This window comes from Dactylosporangium sp. CA-139066, from assembly GCF_050936175.1.
Classification (GTDB): Bacteria; Actinomycetota; Actinomycetes; order Mycobacteriales; family Micromonosporaceae; genus Dactylosporangium.
Genome location: NZ_JBNJNH010000001.1, coordinates 3,828,015 through 3,848,278 on the forward strand (window position 1 = coordinate 3,828,015; position 20,264 = coordinate 3,848,278).

Here is a 20,264-nt window from a genome sequence, read left to right on the forward strand (position 1 = left end):
GACGATGCTCACATCGCGGACTCCTGAACGAGCGGTCGGCATCCTCAACTACCGCGGTCCGGGTGCGCGGCGATGTGGTGAACTTGGGCATGCAGATACGTCCGGCGGAACTGGCGGCGATCCGTGCCGGTGATGTCGACGTGGCGTTCCGCCGGTGGGAACGGCCTCGTGTCAGGATCGGTACCCGGATGCGTACGGCGGTCGGACTGGTCGAGGTCACGTCCGTCGACCGTGTGGCAGTGAGCTCGCTGTCCGCGGCAGACGCCCGCCGGGCCGGCGCGGTGTCGCTGGCCGCGCTTCGGCTGGGGTTGGACCGCCTGCACCCCGACCGGCCAGTGTTTCGGATCGGGTTGCGGTACGCAGGCGCGGACCCGCGGCACGCGTTGCGGGAATCGGTGCCCGAGGCTGCGGAGATCGAGGCGATCGTCGCGTGGCTCGATCGGCTTGACCGCGCCTCGCCGACCGGGCCCTGGACCAGGGCGACGCTGCTGCTGATCGACGAGCTGCCGGCCACCCGGGCTCCCGACCTCGCGCAACGGATGGGCCGCGACACCCCGGCGTTCAAACAGAACGTGCGCAAGCTCAAGGAGCGCGGCCTTACCGAATCGCTCGACATCGGCTACCGGCTCTCGGCCCGCGGCGACGCCGTCCTGGACCACGAGGGGCATCCCCGGCGGTCCCCCGGCCGGCCGGTTCCGGAGCCGGGCACCCGGCTGCCACACCTGGGCGCGGCCGCGACTCGCGCGCTCACCTCGCACGGCGTGGTCAACCTTGAACAGGTTGCCGAACTCAGCGAGGCCGAGGTGCAGGCACTCCACGGAGTCGGGCCCTACGCCCTACGCCACCTACGAGCCGCGATGGACGCGGCCGGGCTGGCTTTCCGCGACGATCCCGGAACGGCACCGCAAACTCCCGGCCGGCGGCGACGTGCCGGTGTGCAGATTCGAGGACCTTCTTCGCCTTGAGAGTGGCGAGAGTCCACTCGTTGGCACTGGCGTTTTGCCGCTTCACCTGCTCAGGATGCTGCCGCCGCAATGCGACCTGATGCTTGAGGAACTTGCGCAGAATCCGTTTTCTGGCTCTTCGCAGTGCAGGGTGTAGGGCTTGTGGGTGCATCGGTGGCGGGGTGGCGGTCAGGGTGATTGCGTTGTGGGATAACTGCTGGTCACGGCGGCGATGAGGTCGTGTGGGCGGCGGTTGGCGCGGGCGATGTTGGTGGCGCCGTGGGTGCGGTGGTAGCCGATTGCGGTGTTGCGCAGGGTGGCGATGACGGCGGGTCCGGTGCCGGTCCGGGCTTGGTGAAGGTCTTCACGGAACGTCACATCCCTGACGTGGTGGAGGCGGTTCTCGATGTGCCAGGCGCGGCGGATCCAGTCCTGCAGGTCTGCGGGTCGGGCGTCGGCGGCGGTCAGGGCGGCCTTACCCGCTTCTGCGGCCTCCGCAGGGCTCCCTCACCGCACGAACTCCCTGCTCAACACCTCGCCGCTCGACTACGCAACCGCCCTGGGGGGCGGTCGAGGTCCTCCGACGTCGGAAGTGGCTCACGCTGCCGATCTAAAGGACCTCGCCAGTGCACGAAAACTTGAGGTCGCCCGGCTGTGCCGCGAGAGCCACACCTCGCTGGGCTTCACACTCGCGAAGTGTCCCTGCCCGGTGCCGAAGGACGGTCTGTTCGTTGCGAGTCGTATTGGCTTGGATCTCGCAGGGTGCGTGGGTCACGGTGGTACTCGGGGCTACTCGTCGGGCTCGAAGCGAGACGTCAGCCGAGTACGGGCTCAAGTGTGGATGGCAAGGGCGAGGAGGGTATCTATCGCAGTTTCGAAGGGGCGGCTATTCCCGAGTACCTGGGCGAGTAGAAGTCCACCTTCGAGCGTGGCGAGCAGAGTAATAGCGAGGTCGTCTGGGTCGATGTCGGACTGCAGTTCCCCATGGGCATGAAGGGATCTGAGTCCTTCGGCGATCGTGGCCGACCACTGATCGAACCCTGCCGCGATGAGCGCTCGGGCCTCGGGGTCGGTCTCGGCGAGTTGACCGACGAGCGAGCCAAGTTGGCAGCCCCCCTTTGCCTTGGTTCTCCTCGCGGCGCTGATCACCATGTTCCGCCACGCCTCGACTCCGTGCGCGCCGCTGAGCACGCGCCTGTTGCGACTGACGATGGAGTCGGCCTGATAGGCGATGACCGCCTGGAGGAGCTCGTTCTTGTCGGGGAAGTAGTGGTACATCTGAGAGCCGCTGACTTCGGCCGCCACCTTGACGTCTTCCAAGGTGGTGTTCGCCACCCCCCGCGCATGGATCAGCGCGGCAGCAGCCTCCACTATCCGCGCCCGGGTGCGTGCCCCTTTGGGGGTCAGCCTCGGCCGGTCGATCGTCTCGTCGTTCATGCACCCACACTAACAGGTTCTGAGTTTGACAACCCAGTCTTGAGTTGGCATAGTGAGTCGTGTAACCCATTTTTTGTGACGGACATAAGCGGCAATCTGCTCTGGTCGCGGGCTGGACGAGGTGTCTGGGGCAACGCCGTTGACGCCGGCCCCGACGCGCGCCCGGATGGTGGAAGCCGTCCCCGACGAGAGTGGGAAACAGCTCGCAACCCTCGCGCCAGGAGGCGGCGCAGCTGGCGTGAGGAAGGCGTTGCGGCGGTCGTCTTCCTCGCCCGTGATGACGCCCGGTGTCGTCCGCGGCGTCAGACTCGCGGTCGATGAGGGTCGCGTGGCGACGAAGCGCCCGTCGGCGGTGCCGTTTGGGCGTGACGGCCTACAGCACATTACACAACCAACAACGAAGGAGGGTCTCGATGAGCGCATACGTCATTGTCGAATTCACGGTCAAGGATCCGGGGATATACCGCGAGAAATACGCCCCTATTGCTGGTCAGACGGCCCACGAGCATGGAGGTGAGGTGATCGCCGCCGGTAAGTGGGAAGTCCTGCACGGCGACGGCTCGCTCAGTTCAGGGGTGCTCGTGCGGTTTACCGACCGTGACACGGCCCTTGGGTGGTACAACTCGCCGGAATATCAGCAGTTGATCGACGTGCGGAGTATCGCGATGGATGTCCGTTTCAGCTTGCTGGATGGCCTGCCTGCGCCCACACCCACAGACGAGAAGAAGGAATCGAAATGAGCGCGCTCCAAGGAAAGACAGTGCTCATCACGGGCGCCAACGCCGGGCTTGGCAAAGAGGTGGCCCGGCAACTGGCATTACGTCCCGAGACTGCACGGATCTACCTGGCGTGTCGGAACAAAGATCGGGCGATAGCGGCAAAGGCCGAGCTTGAAGTCGCGACCGGTCGGCGCATCTTCGACGTCGTCATCATGGACGTCGCCGATCTGGCTTCGGTTCGCGTAGGCCTCGCGGCCATCGACGGATCCATTGACGCGCTGGTCATGAACGCTGGTGTCATTGGCCCGCAGTCGATGGAACTGACCGCCGACGGGGTCACCACCGTGTTCGCGACGAACGTCCTTGGCCATGTCGTCCTCCTCGAAGGTCTTTTGGCCGAGGGTCGGCTTGGTGAGGTTGCGGTCTTCGCCGGAAGTGAAGCAGTCAGGGGGGTCCCCAAGTTGCGGATGAAAGGGCCCTCGTTCGTCTCGACCTCAACGGACGAACTCGCCACCGTCATCGACGGCAGCTACTTCGCCGGCAGGAAGCCCGACTTCAACCTCGCCTTCGGGCAGGCCAAGTACATCGGGGCGCTTTGGATGGGTTCCCTGGCCCGCCAGCACCCCGACCACCGCTTCGTCACCGTGAGCCCTGGCAACACCACCGGCACCCGAGCAGCCAGTGACCTCCCCTTGCCGATGCGGCTAGCGGCCAAATACGTCCTGCCCGCCCTGGGTCTCGCGCACCCACTTGACGTGGGCGCGAAGCGACTGGTCGACGGCGTCACCGATCCAACCCTGTCGAGCGGCGCGTTCTACGCCAGCGCGGCCAACAAGCTGAACGGTCCCATGGTCAACCAAGCAGACTTCCTCCCCAACCTGTCCAACCCGTCGTTTCAGGACCACGCCAACGAGGCCATCCACCGGTTCATTTCATGACGACTCGTCGGCCGGGAGACGTTGGACCTGGACCTCGACCCGCAATTCGTGGCCGCTACATCGAGGTCTCCCGCGGATGACGGTTCCTACGCCACCCACACGGAGGACCTCGACGTGCCTGACGCGACCGGTGTTGCTGTCGATGCGGGCTTCGGCCGTGCCGATCTGACGGCGTTCTGCCGCCTGGACGAGCTCGGGCTCGAAGTCACCGGGCAACGACTCGAGTCCGACCGGGCGGTCTTAGCGTGCCGGGTCGTTGAGCCCGCGATGAGCGGTGGTGCAGGCGCTGCGGCTGCGAGGGCGCCCCGCGCGACAGCGTGGTCCGGCGGTTGACCCACGAGCCGTTCGGATGGCGCCCGACGGTCCTGCTGGTCACGGTCCGCCGCTACCGATGCGCACAGTGCGGGCACGTGTGGCGCCAGGAGACCAGCCGCGCCGTCGAGCCGCGCGCGAGGCTGTCCCGACGGGGGCTGCGCTGGGCGCTGGAAGGGATCGTCGTCGCGCACCTGAGTGTCGCGCGGGTCGCCGAAGGTCTACCGCGACATGGTGGCGATGAGCGGAATAAGATCGACCGCCATGCGAACCCGGAGGTTCGCGGCCTCGAGTTCGCGCAGCACGTGGGGGTGTGGGGTCTGAAGCGGCCGCTGCCAAAGTCGGCTCATGATCATGAGTGGGCGCAGCGGACCGCTTTGGTGGGGCAGGCGGGACTCGAACGCGCGGACTCTCGCGGTCGGCGGTAGGGCATTGACGGGGCCTCGCTCGACACTTACCTTAAGTCTTAACGTAAGTGCAGAGGGAGTCCGCGCATGTTGTACATCGACGGAACGTTCCGGGACCCCGTAGGTGGGCGGACCGGGCCGGTGCTGGAGAAGGCCACCGGGGCGCCGATCGGGACCTACGGGCGGGGCGACGCCGACGACGTCGAGCTGGCGGTGCGGGCCGCCCGCGCCGCGCAGCCGGGGTGGGCGGCGCTCGGCGCGCCGGAACGGGCCGGCTACCTGCGGCGCTTCGGGGCGTACCTCGAGGCCAACTACGAGGACCTGGTCCGGCAGAGCATGCGCGAGACCGGCGGCGTGCGGGCCAAGGCCGAGGACGAGGTCGGCGCCAGCATCCGGCAGCTGCAGATCTCCGCGGTGCAGGCGACCGACTCGGCGGGGGACCTGCTGCAGCCGTACAAGGCCGGCAAGCTGTCGATGTCGCGGGCCGTGCCGCTCGGCGTGCTCGGCATCATCACGCCCTGGAACTACCCGATGAACCTCGCCATGCGCGCGGTGGCGCCGGGGCTCGCGTTCGGCAACACGATCGTGCTCAAACCGGCCGAGCTGACCCCGATCATCGGCGGGGAGGTCCTGGCGCGGGCGGCGGACGCGGCGGGGCTGCCGGCCGGGGTGTTCAACGTCGTCACCGGCGACGGGGCCGAGGCGGGGCATGCGCTGGCCGAGCACCGCGGCATCGACCTGCTTGACTTCACCGGATCGCGGGCCGTCGGGGTGGCGATCGCGGCGTCGGCGGCGACCGAGCTGCGGGCCGTGCGGCTGGAGCTCGGCGGCTCCAACGCGTTCGTGGTGCTCGACGACGCCGACATCGACCTGGCGGCGTCGGCCGCGATGGTGGCGTCGCTGGAGTTTCAAGGTCAGACCTGCATCAGCGCGAGCCGGCACATCGTGGCCCGCGCGGTGCTGGAACGGTACGTCGACGCCGTGACCCGGCGCGTCGAGGCGCTCACCGTCGGCGACCCGCTCGATCCGGGCACCGACCTCGGGCCGCTCATCAGCGAGGCGCAGCGCGACCGGCTGCACCGCGAGATCGTCGAGCCGTCCGTCGCCATGGGTGCGAAGCTCGTCACCGGCGGCACGTACGATGGCCTCTTCTACCGCCCGACGGTGCTGACGGGCGTCACCCCGGACATGCCCGCGTTCCGGGACGAGATCTTCGGCCCGGTTGTCCCGATCACCGTGGCCGACTCGGACGAGGAGGCGATCGAGCTGGTCAACGGGTATCCGATGCTGATGAACTCGGTCTTCTCGGCCGACCTCATCCGCGGTCTCGGCGTCGCCGAGCGGCTGCACGCCGGCGAGGTCCACGTCAACGACGCCCACGCGCGCCACGGCGCCGAGAATCAGATGCCGGGCTTCACGAAGCGGCAGTGGATCGGGGTGCAGCGCACGCCGCTGACGCTGCCCGACTGGACCGGCGATCCGGCGGGGCGGCGGTGACGCGCCGGGCCCTCGTCGTCCGTGGCGGCTGGGAGGGGCACGCGCCGGTCGAGACCACCGAGCTGTTCCGGCCCGACCTCGTTGACGCCGGGTTCGAGGTCACGGTCGCCGAGGACCTCGAGGTGTACCGCGACGAAGCCCTCCTGGCGCGCACGGACCTCATCGTGCAGTGCTGGACCGGCGGCACGCTCACCGCGCAGCAGAGCGCGGGGCTGCGCAGGGCCGTGCACGCCGGCACGGGACTCGCGGGCTGGCACGGCGGGCTGGTCGCCACGTTCGACGACGACCACGAGTACCTGCGCATGGTCGGCGGGCTGTTCCTGTGGCACCCGGCGGAGTTCATCGAGCACCGGGTGCGGATCGAGCCCGGGCGGGCCGATCACCCGATCGTCGCCGGGATCGGCGACTTCACCGTGCACACCGAGCAGTACTGGATGCTCGCCGACGCCCGCAACGACACCCTGGCCAGCACGATCGTCGAGCCGGCCGACGGCGGGCAGGGTGAGGGGCCGGTGGCGATGCCGGTCGTGTGGACCCGGCAGTGGGGGAGCGGGCGGATCTTCTTCTCCGCCATCGGCCACCGCATCGAGGACCTGCAACAGCCGCAGGTGCGTACGTTGACGGCGCGCGGGCTGGTTTGGGCGAGTCGATGAAGGCCCCGTTCGGGTTCGGTACGGCGCCCCTGGGCATCCTCCCCGACCTGGTGGACGCGCAAGCGGCGCAGCGGTGCCTGGAGCGGGCCGAAGAGCTCGGGATACGGTACTTCGACACCGCCCCCTTCTACGGCGCCGGCCTGGCCGAGGAGCGCCTCGGCGCGTTCCTGGCCGGCCGCGACCCCGCAGGCCTGGTGCTGTCGACGAAGGTCGGCCGCAGCGTGGTGCCGGGCGGGACGACGGTGTTCGACTTCGGCCGCGACGCCGTGCGCCGCCAGCTGGAGGAGAGCCTGCGCCGCCTCGGGACGGACCGCATCGACATCGTGTACCTCCACGACCCCGACGACCACTGGGAAAGCGCCATCGACGAGGCGTGGCCGGCCCTGGCCGAGCTGCGCGCGAGCGGGGTGGTCGGCGCCGTCGGCGCGGGCATGAACCAGACGGCGATGCTGCACCGGTTCGTGCGCGAGACCGACATGGACGTCATGCTGCTGGCCAACCGCTACACGCTGCTGCAGCAGTACGAGGCGGACGAGCTGTTCGCCGCATGTGCCGAGCGCGGCGTGCGCGTCGTGCTCGGGGCCGTGCTCAACGGCGGCATTCTGGCCACCGGCGCCGTGCCGGGCGCGCACTTCCTCTACCGTCCGGCGCCGCCGGACGTGCTCGAGCGGGTCGCCCGCATCGAGGCGGTGGGATTCCGCCACGGCGTGCCGCTGGTCGCCGCCGCCCTGCAGTTCGCCGCCGCACACCCGCAGGCCGCCTCGGTGCTCGTCGGCGCCAAGTCGGCCGAGGAGCTCGAGCGCAACCTGGCCGCGGCGGCGCGGCCGATCCCGGCGGCGTTCTGGGCCGAGCTGGTCGAGCTCGGCCTGGTCGGCGCCGATCGGGCCTTGCCCGCGTAGTTCGAGCCCCGGCCTGATTTCGCACGACCACCGTTGACCCCATCATGCTCAAGACTTACCTTAAGTCTTAGGGAAAGCTTCTGAACGCGCCTCGCACACACCCCTTCAGTGAGGAACCGCCATGAACTTCTTCCGCAAACGCTCCGGCCCCCTGCTGGCCGGCATCCTCGCCGCCGGGCTCGCGCTCACGGCCGGCTGCTCCGGCGACGACAAGGCCCCCGACGCCGCGGCCAGCGGCGCCGCCGGCGGCAAGGTCGAGCTGACCTTCTGGGACTGGGACCCCAACATGGACAAGGTGGTGGCGCTGTGGAACGACGCGCACCCCGACATCCACGTGACGCTGACCAACCCGGCCGGCGGCGACCAGCTCGTCGCCAAGATGATCACCGCCCACCAGGCCAAGAACGGGCCCGACATCGCCAAGGTGGAGTACCAGTCGCTGCCCGCCCTCGTCTCCGGCGGCGTGGTGCGCGACATCACGGAGTACACCAAGGAAGCGGTGAAGAACTTCGACGCGGCGACGCTGAGCGCGACGAAGCTGGAGGGCAAGGTCTACGGCATCCCGCAGGACGTCGCGCCGCTGATGCTGTTCTACCGCGCCGACCTCTTCCAGCAGTACGGGCTGGCGGTGCCGACGACGTGGGAGCAGTACGCCCAGGAGGCCGCGACCCTGCACGAGAAGGCGCCGAACGTGTCGATGACCAACTTCGACGCCGCCGACCCGGGCTGGTTCACCGGCCTGGTCCAGCAGGCCGGCGCCGACTGGTGGACGGCCAGCGGCACGACCTGGAAGGTCAACATCAACGGCCCCGAGTCGAAGAAGGTCGCCGACTACTGGGAGAACCTGGTCAAGACCGGCCTGGTGCTGAAGAACCCGTCGTTCTCGCCGCAGTGGAACAAGCAGATGAACAACGGCACCATCGCCACCTGGATCTCCGGCGCCTGGGCGCCCGCCCAGCTCGGCGGCATCGCGCCGCAGACCAAGGGCAAGTGGGCGGCGGCGCCGCTGCCGGCCTGGACCGCCGGTGACAAGACGACCGGCATCTGGGGCGGCTCGGCGGTGACGGTCACCGCCGACTCCGCGCACCCGGCGCAGGCCGCGCAGTTCGTGTCGTGGCTCAACGCCGACGACACCGCGGTCGCCGCGCAGGTCGAGAACATCAACGTGTACCCGGCCTCGACGTCGGGCCGCTCGCTGCCGATCCTGCAGAAGCCGCCGGCGTTCCTGCCCAACCAGCCGGACTTCTACACGGTCGTGAAGGGCGTCGCGCCCTCGTCGCGCAGCTTCTCGATCTGGGGCCCGAACGTCACCGTCACGTTCCGCGGCTACACCGACGCGTTCGGCGCCGCGCTGCAGAACAACACCTCGTTCGGCGCCGCGCTGGACACGATCCAGGAGAGCACCACGGCCGACATGAAGAAGCTCGGCTTCACCCTCGGCTGACGCCCCCGGTGGCGGGCTCACGGGGGCCCGCCACCTCACCACGATGACCGGAAGCGACGATGACGACGCAATCCAAGCGGCGCAGTTCCCTGCCGTACGTGCTGGTACTCCCGGCCGTGCTGCTGTTCGTGCTGTTCATCCTGGCCCCGGGGGTGTACGCCGTGCTGCTGAGCCTGCAGCAGCGCAAGGTCTCCGGCGGCCTGCTCGGCACCGGTTCCAAGGTGGTCTGGGCCGGGCTGGACAACTATCGCGCGGTGCTGGCCGACCACGAGCTGTGGTCCAGCGCCCTGCGGATGATCGAGGTCGGCGCCATCACGGTGCCGCTCACCATCGGCCTGGCGCTGCTGTTCGCCCTGCTGCTCGACACCGCCCGGGCCCGCTTCACCCGCGCCGCCCGGCTGCTCATCTTCCTGCCGTACGCGGTGCCCGGCGTGATCGCCACCCTGTTGTGGGGCTTCATGTACCTCCCGGCGACCAGCCCCATCGGCGGCGACCACGTCAACTACTTCAGCCCCGCCGGGGTGTACGCCGCGGTCGCCAACATCGCCGTCTGGGGCGCGGTCGGCTTCAACATGGTCGTCATCTACACCGCGCTGCGCGCCCTGCCGCCGGAGATCTACGAGGCGGCCCGCATGGACGGCAGCTCGGAGCTGCAGATCGCGCTGCGCATCAAGGTGCCGCTCGTGCTGCCGGCGATCACCATGTGCACCCTGTTCACCGTGCTCGCCTCGGCCCAGCTGTTCAACGAGCCGAACACCCTGAAACCGTTGTCCAACGCCATCTCCTCGACCTGGGTGCCGCTCATGAAGGTGTACACCGACGCGTTCGTCAACTCCGACATCTACTCGGCCGCGGCGACCTCCGTGGTCCTCGCCGTCGTCGCGCTCGCCGTGTCGTTCGTCGCCGCGCGCGTGGTGTCGTCCCGGGTCGCGGGGGTCAAGCGATGACCGCCGCGACCGTCGCGGCTGTTGCCGTGCACAAGGCGGCCGCCCGCAGCCGGCGGAGCGTCGCCGTGCTGCCGACCGCCGCCCTGATCCTCGGCGCCCTGTACTGCATCGTGCCGACCCTGTGGATCCTCATCGCCGCCACCAAGTCCCCGGCGCACCTGTTCTCCACCGCGACGTACCTGCCGAGCCTCGACGACGGGCTGGTGCGCAACGTCCGGGAGCTCTCGGCGTACCACGGCGGGATCTTCTGGCGCTGGATGTTCAACAGCTTCCTCTATGCGTTCGTCGGCGGCGTCCTGGCCTCGGCGGTCTCCGCGGCCACCGGGTACGCGCTGGCGAAGTACGAGTTCGCGGGCCGCACGGCGCTGTTCAACGTGATCCTGTCCGGCGTGCTGCTGCCGCAGATCGTCCTCGCGATTCCCCAGTACCTGCTGCTGTCCCACGTCGGCCTGACCGACAGCTACCTGGGCGTGATCCTGCCGCAGCTGTTCAACCCGTACGGCATCTACCTGTGCCGCATCTACGCGGCCGCGTCGGTCCCGGACTCGCTGCTGGAGGCCGGCCGCATCGACGGCGCCGGGGAGTTCAAGCTGTTCTGGTCCGTCGGCCTGCGCCTCATGGTCCCCGGCCTCATCACGGTGTTCCTGCTGCAGTTCATCGTCATCTGGAACAACTTCCTGCTGCCGTTCGTGATGACCGCGGACGACGACAAGTTCCCGCTCACGGTCGGCCTCTACAGCCTGCTGCGCCACGGCGCCGCCGAGGCGTCGCTCTACTCGCTGGTCATCACGGGCACGCTGCTGTCGGTGCTGCCGGTGATCGCCCTGTTCCTGTCGCTGCAACGGTACTGGCGCATCGACCTTGTCACGGGCGCGGTGCGCTAGCCATGTCGCCTCGCCCCCGCGGCCTGATCGCCATGGCGCCCGACGTCGTCCCCGCGGTGCTGCCCCCGGACCTGATGACCCGCCTGGGTGCGGCCCTGCGGCTGGACGGCCCGCCGGTGTCCACATTCGACGGTGCGGCCCTGGCCGGCGTCGAGGTCCTCGTCACCGGCTGGCTGTGCCCGCCGCTGACCCCGGCCGTGCTCGCCGCCGCGCCGCGCCTGCGCGCGGTGATCCATGCGGCCGGCTCGGTGAAGGGCCACGTCGGCCCCGAGGTGTTCGCCCGCGGCATCGCCGTGTCGTCGGCCGCCGACGCCAACGCCGCCCCGGTCGTGGACTTCACGGTCGCCGTGATCACCCTGGCCGGCAAGCGCGCCTTCGCCTTGGCGCGCGAGACCGCCGACCTCAGCGGCGGCCTGCCGCCGTTCGGGGCCCGCTGCGGCAACGACGGCCGGGTCATCGGCGTCGTCGGCGCGTCGCGCATCGGCCGCGGGGTGATCGCCCGCCTGGCCGCGGCGGGCCATCGCGTCCTGGTCACGGACCCCTGCCTCGACCCGCCCGCGGCTGCCGCGCTGGGCGCCGAGCTGGTCGACGTCGACGAGCTGTGCCGCCGCTGCGACGTGGTGACGCTGCACGCCCCGGCCCTGCCCGAGACGCACCATCTGCTCGACGAGCGCCGCCTGTCGCTGCTGCCGGCCGGCGCGATCGTCGTCAACACCGCCCGCGGCTCGCTGATCGACACCGACGCCCTGACCCGCGCCTGCGCGGCCGGCCGCCTGGACGCCTGCCTGGACGTGACGGACCCGGAGCCCCTGCCGCCCGGCCACCCGCTGCTGTCCCTGCCGAACGTCTGGATCACCCCGCACCTGGCCGGCGCCCAGGGTCGCGAGGTCCGCCGCCTGGGCGAGTTCGCGGTGGCCGAGGTCGAACGCTTCGTGGCCGGCGACCCCCTGCACGGCGCCGTCCAGGCCGCCCAACTGCCCCTGCTCGCCTGAGGGCGATCATGGTATTAGTACTCGGTGCGATGCCACGTATTCACCCTGATGACCGCCGTCGCGCTGATGCTGGTCGCCGGATGCGGCGATGAGACCGGCGTCGGCGCGGCGCCCACCACGGCCGCGGCCACGACCGCCGCCGCGGCACCGGCCGGGTCGGCGCCGTCGTCGGGCGCGCCGGACTGCAAGGACGTCAAGGGCGTGTTCGAGCAGTACTACCCACTGTTCGTCGCGGTGCAGGGCAAGGCGCTCGAGGCGCTCAAGAAGGGCGACCAGCCCGGCGCCGCCGAGGCGCTCAAGAAGCAGGATGCCCTCGTGCGGGAGTGGACCGGCCTGGTGGAGGCGCAGGTGGCGAAGGTGACCCAGCCCGACCTGCACGACGCGCTGGTGACGTTGCTGGACACCATGCGGCAGTACGCCACCACGAACGGTGCCAACGCCGCGAACGTCGCGAAGGCGGCGCAGGCCGTCCAGACAGCCCTCGGCAAGGCCTGCCCCGCCTAAGATCGAGCGATGATGGAGGCCGACCGGCTCGTGATCGCCGGGCGGGCGGTGCCCGAGGAGCTGGCGCCGGCGGCACGCGGGATCGGCGGCGTGTCGTCGCTCGTGTGGGGCCTGGTCAACGCTCCGGAGGCCGGCCGCCGCGCGCATGAGCTGCTGCGCGAGGTGCTGCGAGACGCGCCGCGGCCGCCGGGGGTGCCGCCGACCGTGCCGCCCTGGGTGGGGCCGGGGTTCGGCGGGACGCTGCTGCGCCTGTTCGCCAACCGCAACATGAACACGCTCGACGCGGTCCAGGTGCTGCACCTGCTGACCGGCTTCGGGCCGTGGTCGGCGGCGACGCTGAACATGGTCGGCGCCGGGCGCAAGGCGCCGACCGGCGAGCTGGTCGCCTCATGCGCCGTCGTGCTCGGCATGGCCGTCGAGGACCTCGCGGCGATGGCCGGGATCGACAAGCCCGGGCCGGCCCGGCGCACGGATCCGGCGACGGCCGAGGCGGTCGAGCTCATCTGGGAGGCCCGCTCGATCTCGGCCGAGCACCTGCAGTGGCTCCGCCGCAGGCTGCACGAGATACGGCACGAGTACGACCACATCGACCAGGGGTGGCCGCTGTGCCACTGCGCGCTGTTCAGGGGCGGAAGCGCAGCTGCGGCAGGAGGCGGCCCGGGATGACGGATGACGGGACGGCGCCGACGCGCTCGGCGCCCATCGCCGTGTAGAAGGCCTCGGCGTTCGGGTCCGCGTCGATCAGTACCGTCGTGAAGTGCAGCGTCCGCGCGGTGGCCATGGCGTGGTTCCACAGGGCGCGGCCGATCCCGCGGCGCATGAACGCCGGGTCGATCCACAGGTTGCCGAGCTCGCCCGCCGGCGGCGAACCGTCCAGGGTGTAGAAGCCGGCGAGGGCGCCGGCCTCCGCGGCCACCGTCGCGCGGCGGGCGGCGAGGTCGTCCGGGCCGAAGGTCAGATCCGGGCGGCACGCGTCGAGGAATCCGGTGTCGTACCCCCAGTGCGCCTTCGACCGCAGCGCCAGATCGCTCAGCGCGCCGGCCTCGTCGGGCCGGGCGGGGCGCAGGTCGGGGCTCATCGTGGCAGGCCGGCCAGCGCCGCTTCGAGGATGCGGCCGGTGCGGGGGAAGTCGTACAGCAGCGCCTGGTACCGCCGCACCGGAACCGTGAGGCTGGACGCGGGCACGTGGCGGCTCTGCAGTACCTCCGCGGTCCACGCGAGAAAGCCGGTGAACAGCTCCGGGTCGTCGACGTAGACGGCGGCGGCGAGGAAGTCGACGATGTGCGCGAGGTCGGCCATGGTGGCGTCGAGCTGGGCGACCGAGTACTCCCGCATCGGCGGGAACTGGCGGCGCAGCTCCTCGGCCGCCTCCTCGATGAGGTCGGCGCGGCGCTTGACCAGGGCGGTGTGCTCGTCGTCGGCGAGGTGGGCCAGCGCCTCGGCGGGCGGGTGGCGCAGCGCCTCGGGGTCGTCGAGCAGGTCGGCGGCGCCGGTCGCGTCGGCGGCCCAGGACGCGCCGATCGTGCGGGCCCAGCGGCCGCCGGGGCCGAAGCCGCGGCCGCCGACGATGAGCGGGACCCCGGCGCGGGCGCACGCCTGGACGGCGCGGTGCGCGGCCGGCAGGCGGGTGGCCAGGGCACAGCTGAGGGCGACGGCGTCGACGTCCTGCTGGTGCAGGTAGGAGACCAGGTGGGCGACGGGGACGCTGGCGCCGAGGAAGGTGACCGACCAGCCGCGCAGGCGCAGGACCTCGGCGACGAGGCGGGCCGGCAGCGCGTGCCACTCGCCGTCGAGGCAGGCGACCACGAGCCGGCCGCGGCTCGACCCGTGCCGGCGGGGCGCCGCGGTGCCGAGGGCGGCGACGACGCGCTCGCTGATGTGCGTGGCGGCGTGCTCCTGGGCGACGCTCCATTCGTTGCGCTGCCACCACTGGCCGACCTGCTCCTGGGCGGGCGCGACGAGCCCGAGCAGCACCTGTTCGGCCTCGACGCCGGCGCTGAGCAGGCCGGACGCGACGTCGACGGCGCCGTCCTCGTCGGCGTCGGACAGGCACTGCACGTAGTGCTCGTAGGCGGTGGTCAGGACCGCGGAGGTCACGTCAGCACCGCATGCAGGTGCCGGGACGCGCCTTGCGATCCGGTGCGGGCGGGCTCGGCGCGCACGGCCAGCACGGCGATGTCGTCGTGGTCGCGGCCACCCAGCCAGTCGATGGTGAGCTGTTCGACACGCTCCGCGAGCGCGGGGGCGGGCATGCCGGCGCAGCCGTCGAGCGCGGTGGTGAGGCGGCGCGGCCCGAACATCTCGTCGCCGCGGTATCCACCACGGGCCTCGGTGACGCCGTCGGTGTACAGCAGGCAGGTCTCCCCGGGCCCGAGGAGCACGCTGGCCTGGCCGAACACGGGCGTGTCGGTGACGCCGACCAGCATGCCGCGCAGCTCGACGGCCTCGACGCGGCCGTCGGCGCGCAGCACGAGCGGCGGCAGGTGCCCGCCGCCGGCGAGGGTGAGGCGCAGCCCGCCGCCGCGCAGCGGCTGGGCGGTGCCGAGGACCATGGTGGCGAACCGGCCGTCGGTCGTGCCCTCCAGCAGCATGTCGTTGAGCAGCTGCAGCAGCCGCCGCGGGTCGGGCTCGACGCGGCGCAGGGCGCGCAGGCTGTGCCGGACCTTGCCGGTGAGCACGGCGGCGTCGACGCCCTTGCCGGACACGTCGCCGAGGAAGAACAGCGCGCCGCCGTCGATCGGGTGGGCGCCGTAGAAGTCGCCGCCGATCTGCATCGTGGAGCGGGCGGGCCGGTAGGCGGTGCCCCAGCCGAGCCCGGCCACCGCGGGCGGCGCCTCGGGCAGCAGGCTCTCCTGCAGGGTGGTGGCGACGCGGGACTGGGCGGCGTACAGCTGCGCGGTCTCCAGGGCCGCCCCGACGCGGGCGGCGAGGTCGTGCAGCAGCCCGAGGCGGGTCTCGTCGGTGCCCAGTGGCGGGCGGCCGCCGGGCCCCGCGCCGCTGTGGTCGGCGACGACGAGCGCCGCGGCCGGGCCGGCGGCGGCCGAGATCGGCACGACCCAGGCGGCCGGCACCGAGCCGCCGCCCAGGAACGGCGTGCCGCCCGGCCACAGGAACGGCTGGGCGACCGGGTTGCCGTCGAGGGTGTCGCGCACGGCCGTCGGCAGGTCGGCCAGCGCAATGTGTTCCTTGCGTACCGCCGCGCCGCCGACTGCGTGCCAGCAGCGGGCCCGGCCGCGGCGGGCCGGTAGGACCAGCATCGCGGCGTCGGCCAGCGACGGCACGGTCAGCTCGACGGTCGCCCGGCACACCCGGTCGGCGTTCAGCGTCCCGCCGAGGCGCCGCGCGGTCGAGGCGAGGAGCTCGACGGTGTCGTTCGCGCGTTCGACGTACCACGCGACGCGGCCCGCGGCCACGTCGACCCGGCGGGCCCGCGCGGCGTGCAGGGCTTCCTCGGTGATCCGATCCCCGAGGTGTACCGCGGGCAGCATCGCCGCCGCCGCCGGGTTCACGTAACGGACCGCGCCGGCGTCGTCACACAGCAGCACGCCCTCCTCGAGATGCTCGAGGAGCGGAACCAGGACGGAGTCGGGGACCGCGCCGGCGGGCGCGGCCGTCGGCGCGCCCATCGGTGTATTCATGGTGCTCCAATCCGTTGCCGGCGCGCTGGTCCGAGGCCCAGCCTACGCGCAGCGCATTTGCACGTCCAAGGACACGGAAGGGGATACGCGTCGAGGTGCGGGCCCGGCCGACTCACCGTACGCTGGGTCGACGCGTTTCGTGGACTACCGGATCGGAGACCTCGCGATGCCAGCGAGCAGCGACCAGCACGAGTCGGCGACACTGCAGGTCAGGGTCGAGCGCGACCCGTCCGCCGACGTCGTTGTGGTGTCGGTCGCGGGCGAGGTCGACTACGACACGGCCCACACGCTGCGCAAGGCCCTGCGGGCCGCGCTCGACGCCCGCCCGGCCGCCGTGATCCTGGACCTGGCCGGCCTGCGGTTCCTGGACAGCTCGGGCCTGGGCGCGATCGTCGCCGGCTGGCAGCAGGCCGGCGAGGCGGGCGTGCGTTACACGCTGCGCTCCGTGCCGCCCGTCGTCATCGACGAGCTCGAGATCACCGGCCTGGCCCAGGTCCTGACGCTCGACGACGCGGACAGCAGCGCCGCCTGATCCCGCCCTGGGCGCCTACCGCCCCAAGGCGGCCCAGGCCTGGGCCCACGACATCAACGAGCTGATCAAGCAGCACCGGCGCCCGAGGCATAACGTTCGATTGAACCGGCGGGTGATGCCGACGTGCCGGCTCCACCGGATAGGTTCGGCCGGTGAGCGGGATGGATCTGCGCCTGGCCCGGCTCGACGAGGTCGATCCCGCGGAGGTGATCGACCTCATGCGCGACGCCCGGGTGCGCCGGCACATGCCCTTGGCCAGTGGCGACTTCGGGCCGGCGGAGTGCGCGGCATTCGTGGCGGCCAAGGAGGCGATGTGGCGCGAGCACGGCTACGGCCCGTGGGCCTTCCTCCTCGACGGCGCCTTCGCCGGCTGGGGCGGCCTGCAGCCGGAGGGTGACGACGCCGACCTGGCGCTGGTGCTGCATCCGCGCTTCTGGGGGTACGGCCGGATGATTTGCCACCGCGTTCTGGACGAGGCGTTCGGCCCACTGGGGTTCGACTCGGTCACGGTCCTGCTGCCACCGACCCGCCTTCGCGGCAGCGGCGTTGCCCGGCTCGGCTTCCGCCGCGACGGACAGCTCGAGATCGAGGGCCGGCCGTTCCTGCGCTACCGCCTGCACCGGCACGACCGGCGGAGCTGAGCACCGCTCGTCGCGTGTCCGTCAGGTAACGGGGGAGTCCGTGAAGGAGCGCGCGAGTGGACGACGGCATCGTGCAGGACCCGGATGTCGCGGCCGAGCAGGCGGCGACGATGCTGCGTTGGGTCTTCGACCACCCCGAGGACCAGGCCGCCCTGGGCCGGGTGATCGACCTGGCCGAGCGGGCTGTGGGGGCCACGCCCGAACACCACCCGGCCCGCGCCGACTGGCTGGCTGTGCTGTCCGTGGCACTGCACGGCCGGTTCGAGAACCTCGGCGAACCGTCCGATCTGGACCGGGCGATCGATACGGGACGAGCGGCGGTAGCCGCCATCGCGACCGATCATCCCGCCCGCGCGCCCCGGCTGGCGCACCTCGGCGGAGCCTTGCAGCGTCGCTTCGCTCGCACCGCACGGCCGGAAGACCTCGACGAGGCCGTCGACGCCTGGCGGGCCGCCGCGGTGGCCGCGCCCGGGCACGTGCCGTTCCTGTCCCGCCTCGCGCGAGCGCTCGAGGCCCGGTTCCAGCTCGCCGGGCGGATGTCCGACCTCGACGATGCCGTCGCGCTCGGCTACGCCGTGGTGGACGCGAGCCCCACCGACGCGTCCGCCCTGTCCTGGCTCGCCTTCGCCGTACAGAACAGGTTCGAGCGGACCGGGCAGCTGTCCGATGTGGACCGTGCCGTCGAGCTGTGGGACCGTGCCCTGCGCGTCGGCTCCGCCGGAGGCAGGGCCCGGCCGGTCCGCCAGAGCCTGCTGTGCTTTGCGTTGTGGCTGCGATACGAGCGACTCGGTCAACCGTCCGACCTGGACCGTGCCGTCGATGCCGGACGGGCCGCGTTGGCCGCGTGGCCCACCGGCGGGATCGTCCTGTCCAATCTCGCCCTCGCATTGCGCTCCCAGTTCGCGCGGTCCGGCCACCGGCCGCTGCTCGACGAGGCCGTCGACCTGCTGCGTCGCGCGGTCCAGGACGCCGACGCCGACGACGTGGACCGCGCGGCGTTCCGGTCCAACCTCGCCGACGCGTTACGGCTCCGGTTCGAGCGCACCGGCTCGTGGCCGGACCTCGATGAGGCGATCGAGGCGGGGCGGGCTGCCCTAGCCGCCACCGCCGACGGGCATTTCCGGCAACCGGCGTACCGTTCCAACCTCGCCCTCTCCCTGCTCGCCCGCTACGAGAGGGCCGGCGCGCCGGCCGACGGTGACGAGGCCGTCGAACTGCTCCGGCGCGTGGTGCGGGACACCCCCCACGGCCATCCCAACCGCCCGATGCACCTCGCCGGCCTCGCCATCACGCTGCGACAACGCTTCGAACGCACGGGGCGGCTGCCCGAACTGGACCAGGCGGTCGAGGCGGCGCAGGCGGCGCTGGAGGCCGCTCCCGCCGACCACCCGGTCCGGCCGACGTGCCTGAACATTCTCTCCGTCGGGCTACGGACCCGGTTTGAGCGCACCGGCCGGCCGCCGGACCTGGACCGGTCGATCGAGGCCGCTCGCGCGGCGGTGCGCGCCGCGCCAACCGACGGTGTGGCACACGCGTCGTTCCTGTCCGACCTCGCGCTCGCCCTGCGGACCAGGTCCCTGCGATCCGGAGCGCAGGCCGATCTCGACGAGGCCGTCGAGCTGATGCACGACGCCGTGCGGACGCTCCCCGCGGACCACCCCGACCGCCCGATCCTGCAGTTCAACCTCGGTCTGGCGCTCAGGGCCCGGTTCGAACGGTCCGGTCAGCTGCCGGACCTGCACCGATCCATCGAGGCCGGGCAGGCCGCCGTCGACGCCACCCCGGTTCAGCACACCTTTTACGTGCGGTCCCGGTTCAACCTCGGCCTGGCCCTGTGGGCGCGGTACGAACGGCTGGGCGAGCTGTCCGACCTGGACCGCGCCATCGTGGAGGGCCGGGTCGCGGTCGACGGGACCCCCGCGGACCATCCGACCTACCCGCTCTGCCTGTCCACCCTCGGCCTGGCCCTGCGCGGCCGGTTCCTGCGGGCGGGCGAGCCGGCCGACCTCGACCAGGCCGTCGACCTGTTGGGCCGGGCGGTGCGGGCGCTACCCGCCGACGACCACAACCGCGGGATCCACCTGTCCAACCTCGGCGTCATCACGCTGTCCCGGTTCGCGTTGACCGGCGACGCGGCCGACCTCGATCGCGCGATCGCGGCCGCACGGTCCGCGGTGGACGTCACCCCGCGGGACCACCCCGCGCACCCGGTGTGCCTGACCAACCTCGCCAGCGCGTTGTGGCTGCGGCCTTCCGGGTTCGCGGAGGCAGTCCAGCTGCTGCACCGCGCGCTGCGCCTGACGCCGCCCGACCACCCCCTCCGGACGAGCACGCTGACCACATTCGGCCTCGTGATCGAGGCCCGGGACCCGGCGGCGGCGCTCAACGCGTGGCGCCAGGCCACCGAGGTGACGTCGGGGTCGGTACCGGTGAGAGTGAACGCCGGGGGTTTCTGGGGCCGGTCGGCCGCGTCACGGGGACGGTGGGCCGACGCCGCCGACGGCTACGCCGCCACGGTCGCGCTGCTGCCGCTGCTGGCCTGGCGCGGCGCCGGTCGCGCCAGCCGCGAATGGCTGCTCGCCGCCCGCAGCGGGACCGCCACCGACGCGGCGGGCTGCGCCGTCGCCGCCGACCGGCCGGCCCGGGCGGTCGCGCTGCTCGAGTCGGGCCGCGGCGTGCTGTGGTCCCAGCTGCTGGAGACCCGCACGGACCTGGACGCCTTGCGCCAGGCCGACCCCGCCCTGGCCGCCGCCCTCGATGCGGTGCGTACGGCGCTGGACGCACCCGTCGCGGACATGCCCGTAGGAAGTCCGCCCGGCATCGCTCCCGCCGGATGAAGCACCGCTCGTCGGTCTTGGGTCCTTGGACGTGGCGGC

General features: G+C 71.7%; 20 protein-coding genes and 1 pseudogene. 16 read left to right on the top strand and 5 right to left on the bottom strand.

The genetic code is table 11. From position 1 onward, the window contains the following. Positions 1 to 62: 62 nt before the first annotated feature. Positions 63 to 965: a hypothetical protein gene (locus tag ACQEVU_RS17465; protein ID WP_433324671.1), complete on the top strand. Its 903-nt coding sequence runs from the start codon at positions 63 to 65 to the stop codon at positions 963 to 965. 168 nt (positions 966 to 1,133) lie between these two features. Here ACQEVU_RS17465 and ACQEVU_RS17470 read toward each other — a convergent pair whose 3' ends face one another. Then, positions 1,134 to 1,322, bottom strand: coding sequence for a hypothetical protein (locus tag ACQEVU_RS17470; protein ID WP_433324673.1), 189 nt, complete (start codon positions 1,320 to 1,322; stop codon positions 1,134 to 1,136). 453 nt (positions 1,323 to 1,775) lie between these two features. Further along, entirely contained in the window at positions 1,776 to 2,381 is a 606-nt protein-coding gene (locus tag ACQEVU_RS17475; protein WP_433324675.1) for a TetR/AcrR family transcriptional regulator, read from the bottom strand. Positions 2,382 to 2,794: 413 nt separating this feature from the next. On the opposite strand from ACQEVU_RS17475, the gene ACQEVU_RS17480 reads away from it, so the two are divergent. The 12 genes and pseudogenes from ACQEVU_RS17480 (at position 2,795) to ACQEVU_RS17535 (ending at position 13,243) form a co-directional block, all read left to right on the top strand. After that, a complete protein-coding gene (locus tag ACQEVU_RS17480) occupies positions 2,795 to 3,121 on the top strand; it encodes a DUF1330 domain-containing protein (RefSeq protein WP_433324677.1) in 327 nt (108 codons plus the stop codon). Next, positions 3,118 to 4,038 carry an SDR family NAD(P)-dependent oxidoreductase gene (locus tag ACQEVU_RS17485; RefSeq protein ID WP_433324679.1) on the top strand — a complete coding sequence of 307 codons (921 nt, stop codon included), beginning with the start codon at positions 3,118 to 3,120 and terminating at the stop codon, positions 4,036 to 4,038. The genes ACQEVU_RS17480 and ACQEVU_RS17485 overlap by 4 nt, the downstream gene beginning before the upstream one ends. 114 nt (positions 4,039 to 4,152) lie before the next feature. Next, positions 4,153 to 4,574 (top strand): annotated as a pseudogene (locus ACQEVU_RS17490) (ISL3 family transposase); the annotation flags it as partial. A 270-nt stretch (positions 4,575 to 4,844) separates the two neighbouring features. Continuing rightward, the gene (locus tag ACQEVU_RS17495) at positions 4,845 to 6,254 is read left to right on the top strand and encodes an aldehyde dehydrogenase family protein (protein WP_433324681.1); all 1,410 of its coding nucleotides are present in this window, start codon (positions 4,845 to 4,847) and stop codon (positions 6,252 to 6,254) included. Beyond that, positions 6,251 to 6,907, top strand: a complete 657-nt coding sequence (locus ACQEVU_RS17500) for a ThuA domain-containing protein (protein ID WP_433324683.1) — start codon at positions 6,251 to 6,253, stop codon at positions 6,905 to 6,907. Before ACQEVU_RS17495 ends, ACQEVU_RS17500 begins: the two co-directional genes overlap by 4 nt. Further along, positions 6,904 to 7,806: an aldo/keto reductase gene (locus ACQEVU_RS17505; RefSeq protein ID WP_433324685.1), complete on the top strand. Its 903-nt coding sequence runs from the start codon at positions 6,904 to 6,906 to the stop codon at positions 7,804 to 7,806. Before ACQEVU_RS17500 ends, ACQEVU_RS17505 begins: the two co-directional genes overlap by 4 nt. Positions 7,807 to 7,927: 121 nt before the next feature. Further along, complete coding sequence (locus ACQEVU_RS17510) at positions 7,928 to 9,250, top strand: ABC transporter substrate-binding protein (RefSeq protein WP_433324687.1); 1,323 nt, start codon at positions 7,928 to 7,930, stop codon at positions 9,248 to 9,250. 59 nt (positions 9,251 to 9,309) lie between these two features. Continuing rightward, positions 9,310 to 10,197 (top strand): carbohydrate ABC transporter permease, encoded by an 888-nt coding sequence (locus ACQEVU_RS17515; RefSeq protein WP_433324689.1) that lies wholly within the window; start codon positions 9,310 to 9,312, stop codon positions 10,195 to 10,197. Beyond that, positions 10,194 to 11,081 (top strand): carbohydrate ABC transporter permease, encoded by an 888-nt coding sequence (locus ACQEVU_RS17520; protein WP_433324691.1) that lies wholly within the window; start codon positions 10,194 to 10,196, stop codon positions 11,079 to 11,081. The genes ACQEVU_RS17515 and ACQEVU_RS17520 overlap by 4 nt, the downstream gene beginning before the upstream one ends. Before the next feature lie 2 nt (positions 11,082 to 11,083). Further along, positions 11,084 to 12,073: a hydroxyacid dehydrogenase gene (locus tag ACQEVU_RS17525; protein WP_433324693.1), complete on the top strand. Its 990-nt coding sequence runs from the start codon at positions 11,084 to 11,086 to the stop codon at positions 12,071 to 12,073. Between the two features lie 48 nt (positions 12,074 to 12,121). Beyond that, positions 12,122 to 12,577, top strand: a complete 456-nt coding sequence (locus ACQEVU_RS17530) for a hypothetical protein (protein ID WP_433324695.1) — start codon at positions 12,122 to 12,124, stop codon at positions 12,575 to 12,577. Between the two features lie 9 nt (positions 12,578 to 12,586). Then, positions 12,587 to 13,243 carry a hypothetical protein gene (locus ACQEVU_RS17535; protein ID WP_433324697.1) on the top strand — a complete coding sequence of 219 codons (657 nt, stop codon included), beginning with the start codon at positions 12,587 to 12,589 and terminating at the stop codon, positions 13,241 to 13,243. Here ACQEVU_RS17535 and ACQEVU_RS17540 read toward each other — a convergent pair. From ACQEVU_RS17540 to ACQEVU_RS17550, 3 genes are read right to left on the bottom strand one after another with little or no spacing between them, the layout of a single operon-like run. Further along, positions 13,200 to 13,655: a GNAT family N-acetyltransferase gene (locus ACQEVU_RS17540; RefSeq protein ID WP_433324699.1), complete on the bottom strand. Its 456-nt coding sequence runs from the start codon at positions 13,653 to 13,655 to the stop codon at positions 13,200 to 13,202. The genes ACQEVU_RS17535 and ACQEVU_RS17540 overlap by 44 nt on opposite strands. Further along, positions 13,652 to 14,674, bottom strand: coding sequence for a cobalamin B12-binding domain-containing protein (locus ACQEVU_RS17545; protein ID WP_433324701.1), 1,023 nt, complete (start codon positions 14,672 to 14,674; stop codon positions 13,652 to 13,654). The genes ACQEVU_RS17540 and ACQEVU_RS17545 overlap by 4 nt, the downstream gene beginning before the upstream one ends. After that, positions 14,671 to 16,215: a SpoIIE family protein phosphatase gene (locus tag ACQEVU_RS17550; protein ID WP_433324703.1), complete on the bottom strand. Its 1,545-nt coding sequence runs from the start codon at positions 16,213 to 16,215 to the stop codon at positions 14,671 to 14,673. The genes ACQEVU_RS17545 and ACQEVU_RS17550 overlap by 4 nt, the downstream gene beginning before the upstream one ends. A 166-nt stretch (positions 16,216 to 16,381) precedes the next feature. Between ACQEVU_RS17550 and ACQEVU_RS17555 the strand changes: the two genes are divergently transcribed. The 3 genes from ACQEVU_RS17555 to ACQEVU_RS17565 all read left to right on the top strand — a co-directional run bounded on the left by ACQEVU_RS17555 (position 16,382) and on the right by ACQEVU_RS17565 (position 20,225). Next, on the top strand, positions 16,382 to 16,747 hold the full coding sequence (locus tag ACQEVU_RS17555; RefSeq protein WP_433324705.1) for an STAS domain-containing protein: 366 nt from the start codon (positions 16,382 to 16,384) through the stop codon (positions 16,745 to 16,747). 161 nt (positions 16,748 to 16,908) lie between these two features. Then, entirely contained in the window at positions 16,909 to 17,388 is a 480-nt protein-coding gene (locus tag ACQEVU_RS17560; RefSeq protein WP_433334966.1) for a GNAT family N-acetyltransferase, read from the top strand. Between the two features lie 56 nt (positions 17,389 to 17,444). Next, positions 17,445 to 20,225, top strand: a complete 2,781-nt coding sequence (locus ACQEVU_RS17565; RefSeq protein ID WP_433324707.1) for a hypothetical protein — start codon at positions 17,445 to 17,447, stop codon at positions 20,223 to 20,225. Positions 20,226 to 20,264 lie beyond the last annotated feature (39 nt).

Coding starts and splice junctions, on each gene's coding strand:
- ACQEVU_RS17485 (WP_433324679.1), top strand. CDS start 3,118: ATGAGCGCGCTCCAAGGAAAGACAGTGCTCATCACGGGCGCCAACGCC.
- ACQEVU_RS17555 (WP_433324705.1), top strand. CDS start 16,382: ATGCCAGCGAGCAGCGACCAGCACGAGTCGGCGACACTGCAGGTCAGG.
- ACQEVU_RS17525 (WP_433324693.1), top strand. CDS start 11,084: ATGTCGCCTCGCCCCCGCGGCCTGATCGCCATGGCGCCCGACGTCGTC.
- ACQEVU_RS17495 (WP_433324681.1), top strand. CDS start 4,845: ATGTTGTACATCGACGGAACGTTCCGGGACCCCGTAGGTGGGCGGACC.
- ACQEVU_RS17550 (WP_433324703.1), bottom strand. CDS start 16,215: ATGAATACACCGATGGGCGCGCCGACGGCCGCGCCCGCCGGCGCGGTC.
- ACQEVU_RS17560 (WP_433334966.1), top strand. CDS start 16,909: ATGGATCTGCGCCTGGCCCGGCTCGACGAGGTCGATCCCGCGGAGGTG.
- ACQEVU_RS17515 (WP_433324689.1), top strand. CDS start 9,310: ATGACGACGCAATCCAAGCGGCGCAGTTCCCTGCCGTACGTGCTGGTA.
- ACQEVU_RS17530 (WP_433324695.1), top strand. CDS start 12,122: ATGACCGCCGTCGCGCTGATGCTGGTCGCCGGATGCGGCGATGAGACC.
- ACQEVU_RS17510 (WP_433324687.1), top strand. CDS start 7,928: ATGAACTTCTTCCGCAAACGCTCCGGCCCCCTGCTGGCCGGCATCCTC.
- ACQEVU_RS17505 (WP_433324685.1), top strand. CDS start 6,904: ATGAAGGCCCCGTTCGGGTTCGGTACGGCGCCCCTGGGCATCCTCCCC.
- ACQEVU_RS17475 (WP_433324675.1), bottom strand. CDS start 2,381: ATGAACGACGAGACGATCGACCGGCCGAGGCTGACCCCCAAAGGGGCA.
- ACQEVU_RS17535 (WP_433324697.1), top strand. CDS start 12,587: ATGATGGAGGCCGACCGGCTCGTGATCGCCGGGCGGGCGGTGCCCGAG.
- ACQEVU_RS17480 (WP_433324677.1), top strand. CDS start 2,795: ATGAGCGCATACGTCATTGTCGAATTCACGGTCAAGGATCCGGGGATA.
- ACQEVU_RS17540 (WP_433324699.1), bottom strand. CDS start 13,655: ATGAGCCCCGACCTGCGCCCCGCCCGGCCCGACGAGGCCGGCGCGCTG.
- ACQEVU_RS17520 (WP_433324691.1), top strand. CDS start 10,194: ATGACCGCCGCGACCGTCGCGGCTGTTGCCGTGCACAAGGCGGCCGCC.